This window comes from Burkholderia sp. D-99, assembly GCF_011605345.1.
GTDB lineage: Bacteria > Pseudomonadota > Gammaproteobacteria > Burkholderiales > Burkholderiaceae > Burkholderia.
The window spans coordinates 494,294-508,905 of record NZ_JAAOXM010000001.1 but is presented as its reverse complement, the minus strand read 5'-3'; the positions used below and the strand labels follow the sequence as shown (position 1 = coordinate 508,905).

Annotated in this window: 15 protein-coding genes; 7 read left to right on the top strand and 8 right to left on the bottom strand. The window is 67.2% G+C overall.

Annotated elements, in window-relative coordinates; all coding sequences use genetic code 11:
• The first annotated feature begins 33 nt into the window (after nt 1–33).
• Nucleotides 34–1,422, top strand: a complete 1,389-nt coding sequence (locus HAV18_RS02215) for a DHA2 family efflux MFS transporter permease subunit (protein ID WP_166952125.1) — start codon at nt 34–36, stop codon at nt 1,420–1,422.
• Between the two features lie 435 nt (nt 1,423–1,857).
• Nucleotides 1,858–3,810 (top strand): hypothetical protein, encoded by a 1,953-nt coding sequence (locus HAV18_RS02210; protein WP_166952122.1) that lies wholly within the window; start codon nt 1,858–1,860, stop codon nt 3,808–3,810.
• 163 nt (nt 3,811–3,973) lie between these two features.
• Here the strand turns inward: HAV18_RS02210 and HAV18_RS02205 are convergent, their stop codons facing one another.
• Nucleotides 3,974–4,354, bottom strand: a complete 381-nt coding sequence (locus HAV18_RS02205) for a DUF4377 domain-containing protein (RefSeq protein WP_166952120.1) — start codon at nt 4,352–4,354, stop codon at nt 3,974–3,976.
• A 239-nt stretch (nt 4,355–4,593) separates the two neighbouring features.
• Here HAV18_RS02205 and HAV18_RS02200 point away from each other — a divergent pair, with 239 nt between their 5' ends.
• The 3 genes from HAV18_RS02200 to HAV18_RS02190 all read left to right on the top strand — a co-directional run bounded on the left by HAV18_RS02200 (nt 4,594) and on the right by HAV18_RS02190 (nt 7,337).
• Nucleotides 4,594–5,769 (top strand): helix-turn-helix transcriptional regulator, encoded by a 1,176-nt coding sequence (locus tag HAV18_RS02200; protein ID WP_166952117.1) that lies wholly within the window; start codon nt 4,594–4,596, stop codon nt 5,767–5,769.
• A 1-nt stretch (nt 5,770) separates the two neighbouring features.
• Entirely contained in the window at nt 5,771–6,049 is a 279-nt protein-coding gene (locus HAV18_RS02195; protein ID WP_243771560.1) for an SDR family oxidoreductase, read from the top strand.
• Nucleotides 6,050–6,143: 94 nt separating this feature from the next.
• Complete coding sequence (locus HAV18_RS02190; RefSeq protein ID WP_166952115.1) at nt 6,144–7,337, top strand: tyrosine-type recombinase/integrase; 1,194 nt, start codon at nt 6,144–6,146, stop codon at nt 7,335–7,337.
• A gap of 46 nt (nt 7,338–7,383) precedes the next feature.
• Here the strand turns inward: HAV18_RS02190 and HAV18_RS02185 are convergent, their stop codons facing one another.
• The 4 genes from HAV18_RS02185 to HAV18_RS02170 form a co-directional block, all read right to left on the bottom strand.
• Entirely contained in the window at nt 7,384–7,782 is a 399-nt protein-coding gene (locus HAV18_RS02185) for a lysozyme inhibitor LprI family protein (RefSeq protein ID WP_166952112.1), read from the bottom strand.
• Nucleotides 7,783–7,980: 198 nt separating this feature from the next.
• On the bottom strand, nt 7,981–8,199 hold the full coding sequence (locus HAV18_RS02180) for a YXWGXW repeat-containing protein (RefSeq protein WP_060085532.1): 219 nt from the start codon (nt 8,197–8,199) through the stop codon (nt 7,981–7,983).
• 61 nt (nt 8,200–8,260) lie between these two features.
• Nucleotides 8,261–9,418, bottom strand: a complete 1,158-nt coding sequence (locus tag HAV18_RS02175) for a DUF1501 domain-containing protein (RefSeq protein WP_166952110.1) — start codon at nt 9,416–9,418, stop codon at nt 8,261–8,263.
• 2 nt (nt 9,419–9,420) lie between these two features.
• Nucleotides 9,421–10,815, bottom strand: coding sequence for a DUF1800 family protein (locus tag HAV18_RS02170; RefSeq protein ID WP_166952108.1), 1,395 nt, complete (start codon nt 10,813–10,815; stop codon nt 9,421–9,423).
• A gap of 443 nt (nt 10,816–11,258) precedes the next feature.
• Here HAV18_RS02170 and HAV18_RS02165 point away from each other — a divergent pair, with 443 nt between their 5' ends.
• Nucleotides 11,259–11,624 (top strand): hypothetical protein, encoded by a 366-nt coding sequence (locus HAV18_RS02165; protein WP_166952105.1) that lies wholly within the window; start codon nt 11,259–11,261, stop codon nt 11,622–11,624.
• A gap of 139 nt (nt 11,625–11,763) precedes the next feature.
• Nucleotides 11,764–12,624, top strand: coding sequence for a S9 family peptidase (locus HAV18_RS02160; RefSeq protein WP_243771523.1), 861 nt, complete (start codon nt 11,764–11,766; stop codon nt 12,622–12,624).
• Between the two features lie 186 nt (nt 12,625–12,810).
• Here HAV18_RS02160 and HAV18_RS02155 read toward each other — a convergent pair whose 3' ends face one another.
• From HAV18_RS02155 to HAV18_RS02145, 3 genes are read right to left on the bottom strand one after another with little or no spacing between them, the layout of a single operon-like run.
• On the bottom strand, nt 12,811–13,314 hold the full coding sequence (locus HAV18_RS02155) for a periplasmic heavy metal sensor (protein WP_166952103.1): 504 nt from the start codon (nt 13,312–13,314) through the stop codon (nt 12,811–12,813).
• On the bottom strand, nt 13,311–13,727 hold the full coding sequence (locus HAV18_RS02150; RefSeq protein WP_166952100.1) for a hypothetical protein: 417 nt from the start codon (nt 13,725–13,727) through the stop codon (nt 13,311–13,313). The genes HAV18_RS02155 and HAV18_RS02150 overlap by 4 nt, the downstream gene beginning before the upstream one ends.
• The gene (locus HAV18_RS02145; protein WP_166952098.1) at nt 13,724–14,488 is read right to left on the bottom strand and encodes an RNA polymerase sigma factor; all 765 of its coding nucleotides are present in this window, start codon (nt 14,486–14,488) and stop codon (nt 13,724–13,726) included. Before HAV18_RS02145 ends, HAV18_RS02150 begins: the two co-directional genes overlap by 4 nt.
• Between the last annotated feature and the right edge of the window lie 124 nt (nt 14,489–14,612).

Below are 14,612 nucleotides of genomic sequence, written 5' to 3'. Positions count from 1 at the left end.
GCCCGCGCCGGCCTTTGCACCACCGAATTCGCCATGTCCCGGGAACCCACACACTCCGCGCTGCTCTGGATCGTCGCCGCTGCTTTCTTCATGCAGTCGCTCGACACGACGATCGTCAACACCGCCCTGCCTTCGATCGCGCAAAGCCTGCACGCGTCGCCGCTCGCGATGCAGCCCGTCGTGGTTGCCTACACGCTGATGATGGCGATGCTCACACCGGCGTCCGGCTGGCTCGCCGACCGGTTCGGCACGCGCCGCGTGTTCTCGGTCGCCATTCTCGTGTTCATGCTCGCGTCGATCGGCTGCGCGGCATCGCATACGCTCGGCCAGCTCGTCGCCGCGCGCGCGCTGCAGGGCATCGGCGGCTCGATGCTGCTGCCGATCGGGCGGCTCGCCGTGCTGCGCCGCGTGCCGGGCGAGCAGTACGTCGCGGCGATCGCGTTCGTGTCGATCGCCGGCCAGCTCGGCCCGATCGTCGGGCCGACGCTCGGCGGCTGGCTCACGCAGGCGATTTCGTGGCACTGGGTGTTCATCGTCAACGTGCCGGTCGGCGTGGTCGGCTTCCTCGCCGTGCAGCGCTACCTGCCGCACGACCAGGCGGCGCAACCGCCGCCCTTCGACTTCGTCGGCTGTGCGCTGTTGTCGGTCGCGATGATCGCGCTGTCGCTCGCGATCGACCCGCCGATGCCTGCGCATCGGGCCGCATGGGCAGCCGGGCTCGCCGTGCTCGGGCTGGCGAGCGCGCTCGCGTACCTGCCGCACGCGCGGCGCCGCGCGCAGCCGCTGTTCCGGCTCGGGCTGTTCCGCGAGCCGAACTTCGGTTCGGGGCTGCTCGGCAACCTGCTGTGCCGGATCGGCACGAGCTCGGTGCCGTTCATGCTGCCGCTGCTGATGCAGGTGCAGCTCGGCTATACGCCGCTGCAGTCGGGGCTGATGATGCTGCCGGCCGCGATCGCGGGCGTCATCGCGAAACGCTGGATCGCGCCGCTCGTGAAGCGCTTCGGCTACGCAGCGTTCCTGGTCGTGAATACGGGGATCGTCGGTTGCGCGATCGCGGGGTTCGCGCTGGTGTCGGCGCGGCCGGCACCGCTACTGGAAGGGGCACTGCTGATCGTGTTCGGCGCCGCGAACTCGATGCAGTTCGCGGCGATGAACGGCGTGACGCTCAAGGGGCTGTCGCATGCCGACGCCGGCAGCGGCAACAGCCTGTTCACGATGATGCAGATGCTGGCGATGGGGCTCGGCGTGTCGATCGGCGGCGGGCTCGTCAACCTGTTTGCCGCCTATTGGGGCTCGATGGCACACGGGTTCATGCTGTCGTTCGCTTGCATGGGCGTCGTCACGTTGCTGTCGTCCGCCGTGTTCCGGCGGATCGATACGGTCGCGCCGCCGCGGCCGGTCGCGTCGCGGCCGTCTGCATAAGCACGAACCTCGGAAGGCATCGTGCAGCACATTGACCCGGCCATCGAACCGATGCGACGTGCCAGCCCCGCTCGACCTCATATATCTCGATAGCGCAAGCACAGCCTTTTGTTTCGCGTCGCCATTCGAGAACGGCGTTCCGAGCGGACTATTTGCGCAATGCCGTTTCGCGGCCAACGTAACTAAGTGTGGCGAACAAACCCGAAAATCTCGGACTCTCGATTTTTCATGTATTGAGTGACAAGCCGAAGTCGACTGACACTCATCAACTCGCTCGGCAAACAGGCTCGTTGGCCGCATACGATATATCGTGTCATTTCCCGTACACGACTGGTGAAACGGGTAACGAAAGGTAAAGCTTTCCCTGATATTAAAAATCCGGCGACTCTCCGAAGATTTGGCCTTCCAAAGAATAAAAACCGTGGAGAGACTCCAATGACAATGACCAACGCGACCCGCTACCGGTTTCTCAAGCGCCTGGCAACACTGGCGCCGCTTCTAATGACGGTCTTCTCCACAGCAATGGCTGCGGGCAATCCCGGGCAAACGCCGATCGAGTGGGAAGTCGTCAACCGCTTCACGCTGTTCAGCCAGGCAAAAGACTTCGAACGTCTGGAAAATGCCTGGAGCGTTTCCGGGCTTGCAGCCGACACGGTGAATGCGCCAGGATTTACGCAGAAACTCCGGCAATTGCTGCCGATCGACCGCACTGCCTGGCGGCCGGAGACAGGCACCTATGACAAGGCGGTGCTGTTCCCGACCACGCATCAGATCCGGATCAGGGTCGCCGCGGAGCACATCGGCGAAGGCAAGACCTGCCGTTGGCGGATCAACGGCGTGCAGCTGGCCACTGATACGCCGTGTACCCAATGGGTGGTCGCTCCCGTGCCCTCAGGCGCCGCGTTCTCGTTGGCGTACACAATTTCCGGCACGGAAGCGCCCGTCGTATCCGAAAACAACACGATCAACGAGAAATTGATCGTCGGCCTGGGAGACTCCTTCGCTTCCGGCGAAGGCAACCCGGATTATCCGGCGACCTTCAATCCGCAGCGCAGCAAGTCACCCCGCTTCGATTGGTATTTCGAACGGAATGCCGCCTCGATGATCGAGCACGACGCGGCATGGTGGGATCCTGCTTGCCATCGCTCGTTGCTGTCGTGGCAGGCGCTGGCGGCGCTGCGCGAGGCAATGCGCGACAAGCAGCAAGTGGTGCAATTCGCGAGCTTCGCCTGCTCTGGCGCGGAGGTCTACGACGGCTTTATCCGCGCTCAATTGAATCCGCCCGGAGTCTCGCCGTATCTGGTGAAAAATAGCAGTTCCTCCCCGCTGGATGGGCTGGGCGGAACAAGCAAGACCTATCCGGTCAACAACGGCACGCATCTGCGTCTGTCGCAGCAACATGCAATGGCCATGCTGCTGTGCAAGGACGAACAGCCCACGCAGGTGGTTCAGTCGTTGAATCATGACTATGTGAAGGGCCCGGAACACAATCAGTTTCTCTACGGCCCGGCGCAAATATACGGATGCCCGGGCGGATACCGGAAGGTGTATCGCGTGCTGTCATCGCTGGGTGGCAATGACGCCGGTTTCTCCGGCGTGGTGACATGGACCTTGATCACGAAAACCGCGCGCTTTGCCGATGTACCGATTCTCGGCAGCATCCACAAGTTCGGGCTAGGCCAGTTGCGCAATCTCAAGGTGGTCGCCCCCGAGCAAGCTGCAATCGGGATCGCGGAACTTCCGTCACTGTATGCGGATATCAATACGGTCCTGACGCAATTCGGTATTGAACCGGATCATGTTCAATCGCTGGTTTATCCGGACCCGACCCAGCACAAGAGCAGCCTGAGTCAGTGCAATCGGCGCACACGGGACGGTAACAAGGCATTGCAGTTGTTCGTGGAATCCAAAACCGGTAATCCCAATTTCCTCATGGGCATCAACGAGACCGAGTACGGCTCAATCAAGTCGCTTTTCATCGACAAGCTTCAGGATAAGCAACTGCGCGCGTTTTCGGAACTGGGCTGGCGACCTGTTCGCAGCAACCCGGCCTTCGCCACTGAAGATCATGTGGGTCACGGTTATTGCTCCGTGGCCGAGACATGCTCGACGCAAAGCTGTCCGTCCGGTGACCTCGTTCGATTCTGGAGCAAGCCCGCATCGGACGTCGACGCGCCCGACACGCCACCGTTCATGGACATCGCCACGTTCGATGCATACGACTCGACCCGCGCCCGGGGCATGCGTTATGGCAACGACGCCATCCTCAGCATGGCAATCAGGGACAAGCACAACACCGGCAGGCTGCAAAGCGATTGGGTGGCAGGCTCGGCACACCCCACCGCCAACGTGCATGCGCTCATCGCAGATTCGGTCGACTTGAAATAATGCCGTGGCGCGATGAGCGAGCAATCCCGTCTGCGCCCGCCCGGCGAGCCCAACGACGCTGTCTTGCTGCCGACCGCCGGGCCGGTAGCATGCGATACGTCAATCGCGACCGTTGCATTGCACTACCGGGCCATCCTCATGAGCGCGGTCACGATCGTGAGCGTCAGTTCGCCTGCCGCCGCTCGACGACGCGCTTGAGCACCCAGCGAATCGACGAACCGTCGGCCGGCGGCTGCGCGACGTGGTATTCGTCGATTTCAAGCGTGTACAGGTAACCGGGCTGATAAGCGAACCCTTCGATGCCCGCGTACCACAGGCTCCACGGCTCGTTCGGGCTGTTTCGCACCTGCAGGCACTCCATCGGCGCGACGCCCGTGCAGCGCGCGGATTGCGGCGCGACATAGACAGTCCTGGTCACCGGCTTGGCGTCGGCCGGGCGCACCGCGTTCGGCGCCGTGGCGACTGCGTCGGTCTGACATCCGGCGAGGAGCGTGCTGCCGGCAATGACGGCCGCGCCGAGCAGCGTTCTGGATTGGCGAATCATCTGATGTTCCTCAGGAAGCGTTGGAGGGCCGATTAGAGGCCCGCGCGTCGAGAAAGTTCACAAATACCTTACAGAACACACTCGACCACCCTCATTTATGGGATGTCGCGCGCGAACCGATACGTTACCGTGATCCGGTTCAGCCGCGCGCATCGTCGCCGGCGGCTCACACGTGCACGCCGGGCGACGGGGCCAGTTCAGCCCTGCCGACCCGGTGCCCGCAACAGGAGACAACCCGAATGACCACGGCGCCTGCGGCCCTGCCGCCATATCTTGCCCAATCCAAACTGACGCTCGAGCAGTTCGACACCTTGCTCACGACCATCTACGAAGGCCCGCTCGAAGACGTGCCGTGGGGTGCCGCGCTCGAACAGATCCGCGTGCACCTGCACGCGAACTACGTGACGATGATCCTGCGCTGGCCGGCCAGCGGCCACACGGGGCTGATGATCAACGCGTCCGAGCAGAGTGCGCCGCTGACGGGCGTCGCGTCGTACAACAACTACTACTACGCACTCGACCCGTTCGTGAACTTGCCGAGCGATCGCGTCGTCACCGTCGACGAATTGCTCGGCGTCGGCGTCTGGCGCAGCAGCGCGATGTATCGCGAGTTCCTCGAGCCGTTCGACGTCGGGTACCTGATGGGCGCGGACCTGCGCACGCCCGACGGAATCGAGTGCCGTTTCCGCGTGTGCCGCTCGCATCGCGACCGCGCATTCTCGGCGACCGACAAGGCCGCCTGCAACGCGCTGCTGCCGCACCTGAAGCGCGCGGTGCGCCTGCACGCGAAGTTCGGGATGGTCGAATCCGAGCGCACGCTGTACGCGAGCACGATCGACCGCATGCTCGTCGCCACCGCGATCCTCGACGAGCGCGGCGCGATCATGAAGACCAATTGCGTCGCGGACGAGATCTTCGCCGAATGCGACGGCCTGCGCGTGCGCGGCGACGCGCTCGAAGCGTCGTATCCGCTGGAGGATCGCAAGCTGCAGAAGCTGATCCGGCAGGTGCTGGCGGAGCGCGCAGGCGGCGCGCCGTCGGTCGCGCAGGCGATCGCCGTGCCGCGCCCGTCCGGCAAGCCGCCGCTCGGCGTGCTGATCCGTGCGGTGCCGCTCAGCGAATGGTCGGAGGACAATCCGCGCCGGCCGGCGTGTGCGATCTTCGTCCGCGATGCCGAGCGCAAGTCGCAGGCGTCGCACGACATCGTGCGCAAGCTGTTCGATCTCACGCCCGCCGAAACCGCGCTGGCGCTCGCGCTCGTCAACGGGCAAACGCTCGAGGAAGCGGCCGACGAGCTCGCGATCAGCAAGAACACCGCGCGCTCGCACCTGCGCGCGATTTTTTCGAAGACAGGCGTCACGCGGCAGGCGACGCTCGTCAGGACGTTGCTGAACAGCGTGCTGTCGCTGGGGTGAGCTGCGCGGCGCGAGGGCGACCTGCCGGCATTCGTCATCGAAAGCGCGGAGCCGCGGCATCCGCGTGAATGCCGTGTGCGCCGACGGCATCGCCCGTAAGGCGATCACCGTCCGCCCGGAAAACCGCGACGACAACGCGCGATTGACGCAGTCCACGCCGATGGCGCAGCTCGGCGCATCGCGCGACATCGCGGAAGCGATGACGTGGCTGTGCTCGCCCGCCGCGCGCGTCATGACCGGTCAGGCAATCGCAGTCGACGGCGGATTCACCGTGTGTTGATCGTGTACCATCGGCGCTTCCCGATATGCCTGATCGCGCTGCGTTCGTCCGCCCGGCTCCACGCGTACGATCCGCGCAGCGCACCCCGCTTCGCATGACCTCACCCGTTCCGTCCGACGCCGCGCTGCGCCCGCTGCCGATCGATGCGCTGACCGTGCCGGCCGCGCTCGACGGACGCACGGGCACCAACCGCTCGAACAGCGCGCATCCGCAGATTGCCGCGACCAACGACCTCGACGCGGTGCGCGCCTGGCTCGCGCGCTTCGTCGATACGCCGACCACGTTCCAGAATTACCGCAAGGAAGCCGAACGCCTGCTGCTATGGGCCGTGATCGCGTGCGGCAAGCCGCTGTCGTCGCTCACGCACGAAGACCTGATCGTCTACCGGCAGTTTCTGCTCGCGCCCGCGCCGGCCGAACTGTGGTGCGCGAACGGCGGCCGCAAGCATCCGCGCGACGATCCGCGCTGGCGGCCGTTCTACGGGCCGCTGTCGGCGGCCAGCCAGCGGCAGGCGCTGGTGATCCTGAACGTGATGTTCTCGTGGCTCGTGCAGGCCGGCTATCTGGCCGGCAATCCGCTCGCGTTGTCGCGCCAGCGGCAGCGCCGGCCGGCGCCGCGCGTCACGCGCCATCTCGGGCAGCCGCTGTGGCAGTCGGTCAAGGAGGCGATCGCCGCGATGCCGCGCGACGACGCGCGGGCGGGCTTCCATGCGGACCGCGCGCGCTGGCTGTTCACGCTGCTGTATCTCGGCGGGCTGCGCATCACCGAAGCGGCCGACACGACGATGGGCCAGTTCTTTTGCAGGCGGGACGCGGACGGGCGCGACCGCTGGTGGCTCGACGTGACGGGCAAAGGCGGCCGGCAGCGGCTCGTGCCGGCTACCGACGAAATGATGGCCGAGCTGTCGCGCTACCGGCGCGCGCACGGCCTGCCCGCATTGCCGTCCGACGGCGAGCCCACGCCGCTCGTGCTGCCGGTCGGCCAGGTGCGCAAGCCGCTCACGCGCGCGGCGCTGCACCGGATCGTGAAGCAGGTGTTCCGGCACGCGGCCGACCGGCTGCGCGCGAACGGCGCAGCCGGCGAGCAGCAGGCGCGCGTGCTCGAACAGGCGTCCGCGCACTGGCTACGCCACAGCGCGGGCTCGCACATGGCCGACGGTCGCGTCGACCTGCGGCTCGTGCGCGACAACCTCGGCCACGCGTCGCTCACGACGACGAGCCAGTACCTGCACGCGGATGACGACTGGCGGCATCGCGAAACGGAAGAGAAACACCGGATCGGGTGGTAGGCGCGCGTCGACCTGACGGATCACGGCTCGCGCGACGCGTCCGTGCTCAGTGAGCGAGTTCGAGCCCGCCCAGGCCGCCATTGCTGCGGCATTTCTCGCGCTCGCCTTTCCCCTGCCAGTCGATTTGCCCGCACATCACGTCGATGCGCTTGCGGTAGCTGTCGATCAGGCACTGCGTCGTCGTGCAGCGGTTACGCGCCTTCAGCCACGCCTTCTGGGTCGCCATGAACTGCTCGTACTCGGGCGGATCCTCGACAGGATAGTTGCTGAAATCGTAGAGCATGTGCTGGTAATCCGCGTTAAGCGCATCGTCGAGACGCGACAACGTCGGATTGGTGCAGATTTCGCGCTCCACGAACGTGGATGCTTTCGCGCAGTTGAACGACGCGGCGTGCGCGCCGGTCATGCCGGCCGCGACGGCCAGCGCAACGAGCCATGCTTTCATGTGGGTGCCGTAACGAAGAAAACGGCGGCCGTGGATCGGCTCGCCGTGACGGGCGAACGGGCAAGGCCGTCGCCGGATGCCCGTCGCCGGTAGCCCGTCGCCGGGATCCGGCAGCTTAGGGCAACGCGCATCGCAGTTCAATACGCCGCGCCGCTTCCCCACACCCACACCGCATGCAGCACGTCACGTCACACCCGATCAGTACACACCCACCCAGTGCCCGGGCACCCATGCCCAGTGATTGCCGGCCCACCGGTAATGCCCCTTCGCCCAGCGATAGCCCGGCGCGGGCATCGGAGGCGGCGTCTCGACGACCGGCGCCGGCTGCGGCGGCCGCACGGGTTCGACCACGCATGCGGACATCAGCGTCGCACTGGCCGCTACCAGCACGGTGAGCGAAACGGATCGGATCTTCATCATCTTGCATTCTCCCTTTTGTGTCGTGGACGGATCGGCGCGGAAGCGGCAACGCCGCGCGTCACGCCGTGCCGCGAATCAGCCCGCTCATCGGCCGCGTCGCGCCGCTTTCCGCGAACAGCGCGGACGCGGTGCGCTGCGGATCGAGCCGCAGGCTTTCGGCGGCGGCGCCCGAGATCAGCGCGTCGAGCGACGCGGTCGGCTTCAGGTCGCGCCCTTCGTACAGATCGCCCGCCCGCAGACCCGGCCAGTCGGCGATCACGCGACCGCCCGCGACCGCGCCGCCCGCGAGCATCGCGACCGACGCCTGCCCGTGATCGGTGCCGCCCGTGCCGTTCGCGGCGGCGGTGCGGCCGAACTCGGTCGCCACCAGCACCGTGGTCTGCTGCCAAGCGGGCCCGAGGCCGTCGCGCAGCGCCGCGAGCATCGTGTCGAGTGCTTTCAGCTGATTCGCGAGCCGTGCGTTCTGCGCACTGTGCGTGTCCCAGCCGCCTGTTTCGATCATCGCGATGCGCGGGCCGTCGTCGCGCGCGAGAAACGTCGCGGCGAGCTTGCCGACGCCCGCCGGATCCTGCCGCGCGTGCGCATCGCCGGCGAGGCCGCGCGCATCCATCGCCGATTGCCATAACGGGCCGAGCTGCGCGTCGGCCTCGTAGAGCGCCGACACGCGCGCGAGCAGGTCGTCCGGCGCGGCCGGCAAACCGGACGGCGCGTACGACGCTGCCTGCACGGTGCCGCGCAGCGCGAGCGGCACGGTCGGCGCGAACGCAATCGCGCTTTCGCGCGTCGCCGGCAGCAGCGCGGCGAGCCGGTTCAGCCACCCGTCCTTCACCTGGTACGGCGCGCGGCCGCCCGTCTCGAGCACGTTCTGGCCGTCGAAATGCGAGCGGTCGCGATACGGCGACGCGATCGCATGAACGAACAGCGCCTGCCCGTCGCGGTACAACTGCGCGGTCTGCACGAGCGACGGATGCAGCGCGAACGTGCCGTCGAGCCGCGTCGCGGCCGCCGTGTCGATCGCAAGCGGGCCGCGCAACGACGCATACGCGGGTTCGGCATACGGCACGAGGGTATTCAGGCCATCGGCCGCACCGCGCTGGATCACGAACACGAAGCGTCGATCGGTCTCGACGTTCGCGAACACGAGCCGCGGCGCGACGAGCATCGCGCCTGCGCCGGCGGCAGCCACGCTCAGGAATTGTCGGCGGGACAGTGCCATGGTCATCTCCGTTGGAAATCGGGCGATACGAGCAGCAATGCGAGCGACGTGGTCGCGCTTTCGGCGCGCGACAGCGCGGTCGCCGTCGGCGCGCTCAACGAACCGGCGAGCAGCGTGTTGCCGAGCGTGCGCGGGTCGAGCCGGTCGCCCGTGCGCGCGGCCAGCCGCTGCGCCAGCTCGACGCGCCGCACGAGCGCGTCGGGCGCGGCCCAGCTCGCGGCGACGTCGTCGTAGCCGGCGGGCGAGCCGGGCCGCCACACCGGCTGGCCGAGCTGCGTGAGCAGCGGCGCGGCCTTCAGGTCGCCCGTGTCGTGCCAGCCGAGCCCGCGCAGCGACGACACGGCCCACTCCCACGGCGTCTTGAACTTGCGGTTGACCGGCGACCACGCATCGGGCGCATCGACGAGCGCGCGATAGACGGTCGGCAAATCGCCGCCGCTCGCGTCGAACGCGCGGGCCAGCCGGTCGGTCAGCGCGGGCGGCGGATTGTCGGCGACGAAATGACGGGCCAGCTGGAACGCGATATGCCGACCGGTCGCCTCCGAATGCGCGAGGTCGTGCAGGATCGCGCGCGCCTGCGATTCGCCGGGCTGGTCGTAGCTGCGCCCCATCACGGTCCGCACGCCGGGCTCGTGCAGGTTCGGGCGAAACACGAACGCGCCGGGCGCCGCATCGCCGGGCTGCGGGCCGCGCCCGCCGGCGATGCTCCAGCCGGTCAGCGCGCGCGCGAATTCCGTGACGTCGGCTTGCGTGTAACCCGTGCGTACGCCGAGCGTGTGCAATTCCATGATTTCGCGCGCGAGATTCTCGTTGAGCCCGCGCCTGCCCGACGGATTGCGCGCTTCGGCACGCAGCGCGGCCGGGCTGTCGGGGCCGACCGAGCGCGCCTGGTCGAGGAAGAGCTGCATCGCGGGATGCTGCTCGACGGCGACCAGCATGTCCTCGAAACGGCCGAGCACGTGCGGGCGGATCGCGTCGCGCTCGAACGCGCCCGCATAGGCCGCCACCGGCCCCTTGTCGACCGATACCGCGAAATGGTTCGCCCAGAAATGCACGAGACGCTCGACGAACGGCGCGGGCGTGTTCAGTGCGCTGTTGAGCCGCGCGACGACGGCGCTGCGATACGTGTCGTTGCCGTCACGCCGGATCGACTGCTCGGTCGCGCGCTTCGTTGCCGGATCGTCGCCGGTCATCGCATTGCGCGCGTTCGCGAAGCGCGTGGCGAGCGCCACCGCGTCGGGTTCGCCGGCCCACGCGTCCGGCCGCGCGTCGTAACGGTCGAATTGCGCGACGAGCGCCGCTTTCGGGTCGGCAGGCGGCACTTCGTCGGCACGCGCGCCGAGACCGAAGCGGTTCAGCGCGACGGCGGCCGGTGTGATGTCGTTCGGGTGGTCCATGACGGGGCTCTCGCGATGCGTACCCGTGTTAAACGTCGGTCGGCGGGAAATCCGTCGCCCGGAAGACGAATATTTCGGGCTTGTCGCGTGGCGTTGAATGCGTGCGTGTCGCCGTTCGAATTTCAGGCACGGATTCGACTGACGATTGCAGCGAACCGACGGATCGCTCAGCCGCCGTATCGCGGCTCCGTGCCCCGCCGAAGCACGGACACATTTCTTGATCCGCCTGAAAGGCTTTCACTCGCCTGACCGGCATGGATCCAGCCGCATGGCGCGTCGGCCGAAACCCTGGATGGGTGAAATGCCGCGTTGTCGCCCGCACCCGCCCAGCGCTTGCCGTTCCCTGAAAGCCACCTAGACTCAATGGAACGAATCGCCCCCGCGCCACGAAGGTTTCGTCGTCTCGACCCAGAGCAAGAATTCGGAACAACCGGAGACCCACCGTGACCAAACTGCTCGCCATCCTGCTGCTGACTCCCGTTGTCGCTTTTGCCGATCAGGCGACATTCCCCGACGGTTCCACCGCACCTGCCGCATCGGACCTCCAGCAACGCCTCGCGGGCAAGGCGTTCGACATCAAACTGGCGGACGGTACCCAATGGCATGTCCAGTACGGCAGTGGCGGCGACTTCGATTTCAAGTCGAGCCAGGGGTTTGCCGATCACGGCGACTGGAAGGCAGAGGATGGCAAGATCTGCAGCAAGGGCCGCAAGATTCCATATTCGTGTAACGACGTTCGCATGAAAGACGACGCGCTCTACCTCAAGCGCGACAATGGCGAAATCGTTCAGTTCGTCGAATCGCATTGAGCGCCGTGCGTCGGGAAGAACACGACGGTTCGAGTAGCCACGGCCCGGCACACTCGCGTCGACGTGGCGCCACGACATTGACAAGGAGAAGCTGCCGCACTCCGGCCGGCCACGGCGGATTGCGCTGGCCACCGCTACGATGACCCATCTTCCCGTCGGATTGCGTGCGCGGTTTCGTTGCTTCGGTTCGATGCCACCGACCTCACGCTGGACTCGCGCGTGGCTGCTCGCGATTGCGTTGGCGCTGCACGGCTATCCCGCTCACGCGCAGAGTCAACCAAGAGTCGTCGACGTGCCGACCCGCCCCGGGGTGACTCAACGGTTTCTCTTCATCGCGCCGGACGCGCCAAAGGCCGTGGCCATTCTTTATGCCGGCGGACACGGCGGGCTGCAACTGGACCCGTCCGGCCGGTTCGGATGGGGCGCAGGCAACTTTCTCGTCCGCACCCGACAGCTGTTCGTGAATGACGGTATCGCTGTCGCGGTCATCGATGCACCGAGCGACCGGCAATCCGCGCCCTACCTCAATGGCTTCCGGCTCTCGAAGGAACATGCCGACGACGCGCGTGCCGTGATCGCCTGGTTGAGGGAGCAACTTCACGTACCGGTCTGGCTGGTCGGGACGAGCCGCGGCACCCAGTCCGCCGCTGCCATTGCGATTGCGCTGGCCGGCGGCGGCGGCGGGCCCGACGGTATCGTGCTGACGTCCACCATCCTCCGCGAAGATAGAGGCGGTACCGCGGTCACGGACATGAACCTTGCCAGCCTCAGGATTCCGGTGCTCGTCGTCCATCACGAGAAAGACGGCTGCAAGTATTGTCCGGTGTCCGAAACGGATACGCTGATGAAGAAGCTGGATTCGTCGCCGAAAGCCGACCTGATGATCGTGTCCGGCGGCACGTCCCGGGGCGATCCATGCGAAGCGTTCGCCTATCACGGCTTCAATGGCCTGGAGAGCGGCGTGGTCGACGCGATCTCCGCGTGGATGCTGGCACGTTGAGCGTAGCCGCCGTGTAACGTGGTTGCGGTTGCGGTTGCGGTCGCAGTCGCGGTTGTGGTTGCGGTTGCGGTCGCCTTGCTATTCCTCACTGAAGCGTGCCTGAATGCATTACCGATCGGCCTTCCGCGTACACGTTACGCATCGCTGAAAAGGCCCGCCGCCGCACATCGCCCGCGCGGCGTTTCCTTACTGACTCCCCGCCTCGCCCTGCTTCTTCTGCAACTTCGGCGGCAGCCGCCAGTTTCCGCTACGCCGCAACCCGTCGACGAACTTCGCGCGCTCGTCCGGCGTCAGCGTCGCCGCGAAATCGACGACGCTGCGCTCGACCTGCACACGCAGCGCGGTATCGGCCGCACGCGTGCGGTCGAGCGCGGCGTCGATCGCCGCGCGATCGAGTTGCGGCGCGGCGAGCAGGTCCAGCACGGTGATCCGGTCGTCGCGCCCTTCCCGCGCGAAATCGCGACCGTCCTTGCGTGCCGCCTTCAGCGCGGCGGCGAATTCCTGCTGGCGCGTGTCCGGCAATTCGTCCGCGGCGAAACGCAACGCGGTGCGCGACGCAGGTGCGCCCGCGGCCCGCAGGTCGCGATGCGTCGAGAACCACTGATACGCGCCGCCGCCGATCGCGCCGAGCATGAATACGTTCAGCACGACCGAACCGACAAGTACGAATTTCCAGCCACGCTCACTCATTCATCACTCCAGTCCACGCTCGGTCCGCCGAACGTCGTTGTCAGATAGCCCGGCTCATGCGAAGGCGGCACGCTTCCGAGCATCAGCATCGACACGGCCACCGCGCCCGCGAGCGCGCCGGCCAGGCCCACGCCCGCGAATGCCGCGCCCGACCACCACACGGCGCCCCGCCGCCGCACGCGCCGCGGTACGGGCGCCGTCGCGACGATACGCTCGACGAGTGCCGGCGCGGGCGGTGCGACCGTATCGTTGGCGAGCCACGCGTCGAGTTCGGCGGCATCGTCCAGCGCCGCCAATGCGTCGCCCGGATGTGCGCGCGCCCATGCCTCGGCGGCCGCGCGCTCGCCGTCCGGCCAGCGCCGCGCATCCGAGCCGTACGCGGCGACGATGGTACGAAATCGTTCGGGTGTCATCGGATGTCCTCGCTAGGTGCGTCGCCGGCCAGTTGCGCGCGCAAGTTTCGCCGCGCGCGCGCGAGCAGGCTTTCCAGCGCGTCGACGGTAATGCCCATCAGGTTGGCCGCCTCCACGTTCGACATTTCCTGATAGTACTGGAGCACGAGCGCTTCGCGCTGCCGCGCCGGCAATGCCGCGAGCGCCTGCCGCACGCGCGCGTCGCGCGAGCGGGTCTCCGCGCGGGTAGCCGGCTCCGGTTGCGGATCGGGCACGTCGGGCATCACGTCGACCGGTTCCTCGCGGCGGCCGCGCAAGCGGTCGTAGCACAGATTCAGCACGACGCGATGGAGCCACGTGTCGAACCGTGCCTCGCCTTCGCGCCAGCCCGGCGCCTGTTTCCAGATCCGCAAGAACGTCTCCTGTGCGACGTCCTCGGCTTCCGTGCGGTCGCCGAGCATGCGCGTCGCGAGCGCGAGCAGCCGCGGCAGCTTGCGCGCGACGAGCACGCGCACGGCCGAAGCGTCGCGCGCGCCGACCCGTGCCACCAGTGCCGCGTCCGGATCGCCGTCGCTCAACGCGGGGCGCTCCAGCGCATCGCGCGTCTGTGCCGCCGCGCGATCGTGGACGCGCCCGCCGGCAGACTGAAGCTCATCGTCGTGCTCTCCTTGCATGCGCCCAGCCATTACCCGGCCCCGCCACACCGGCGGTTCGGGATCGCCGCACGCATCGCGCACGGCCTCGGCAAGGTCCGTTTCATCGGTATCCGTTTCAGGCCGCATGGCGATCGGGTCGATCGGGTGCCGGCCGCCCGGTCGCGTGAGCGGCGGCCGGCGCGCTCAATATACGACGACCGGCGCGGGCCGGTAATAGGCCGGGCGCGCCGGCACCACGACACAGCCGGTC

Bases quoted from the DNA above. Each gene is read 5' to 3' on its own strand.
- HAV18_RS02215 (WP_166952125.1), top strand. From the start codon at position 34: ATGTCCCGGGAACCCACACACTCCGCGCTGCTCTGGATCGTCGCCGCT.
- HAV18_RS02210 (WP_166952122.1), top strand. From the start codon at position 1,858: ATGACAATGACCAACGCGACCCGCTACCGGTTTCTCAAGCGCCTGGCA.
- HAV18_RS02205 (WP_166952120.1), bottom strand. From the start codon at position 4,354: ATGATTCGCCAATCCAGAACGCTGCTCGGCGCGGCCGTCATTGCCGGC.
- HAV18_RS02200 (WP_166952117.1), top strand. From the start codon at position 4,594: ATGACCACGGCGCCTGCGGCCCTGCCGCCATATCTTGCCCAATCCAAA.
- HAV18_RS02190 (WP_166952115.1), top strand. From the start codon at position 6,144: ATGACCTCACCCGTTCCGTCCGACGCCGCGCTGCGCCCGCTGCCGATC.
- HAV18_RS02185 (WP_166952112.1), bottom strand. From the start codon at position 7,782: ATGAAAGCATGGCTCGTTGCGCTGGCCGTCGCGGCCGGCATGACCGGC.
- HAV18_RS02180 (WP_060085532.1), bottom strand. From the start codon at position 8,199: ATGAAGATCCGATCCGTTTCGCTCACCGTGCTGGTAGCGGCCAGTGCG.
- HAV18_RS02175 (WP_166952110.1), bottom strand. From the start codon at position 9,418: ATGGCACTGTCCCGCCGACAATTCCTGAGCGTGGCTGCCGCCGGCGCA.
- HAV18_RS02170 (WP_166952108.1), bottom strand. From the start codon at position 10,815: ATGGACCACCCGAACGACATCACACCGGCCGCCGTCGCGCTGAACCGC.
- HAV18_RS02160 (WP_243771523.1), top strand. From the start codon at position 11,764: ATGACCCATCTTCCCGTCGGATTGCGTGCGCGGTTTCGTTGCTTCGGT.
- HAV18_RS02155 (WP_166952103.1), bottom strand. From the start codon at position 13,314: ATGAGTGAGCGTGGCTGGAAATTCGTACTTGTCGGTTCGGTCGTGCTG.
- HAV18_RS02150 (WP_166952100.1), bottom strand. From the start codon at position 13,727: ATGACACCCGAACGATTTCGTACCATCGTCGCCGCGTACGGCTCGGAT.
- HAV18_RS02145 (WP_166952098.1), bottom strand. From the start codon at position 14,488: ATGCGGCCTGAAACGGATACCGATGAAACGGACCTTGCCGAGGCCGTG.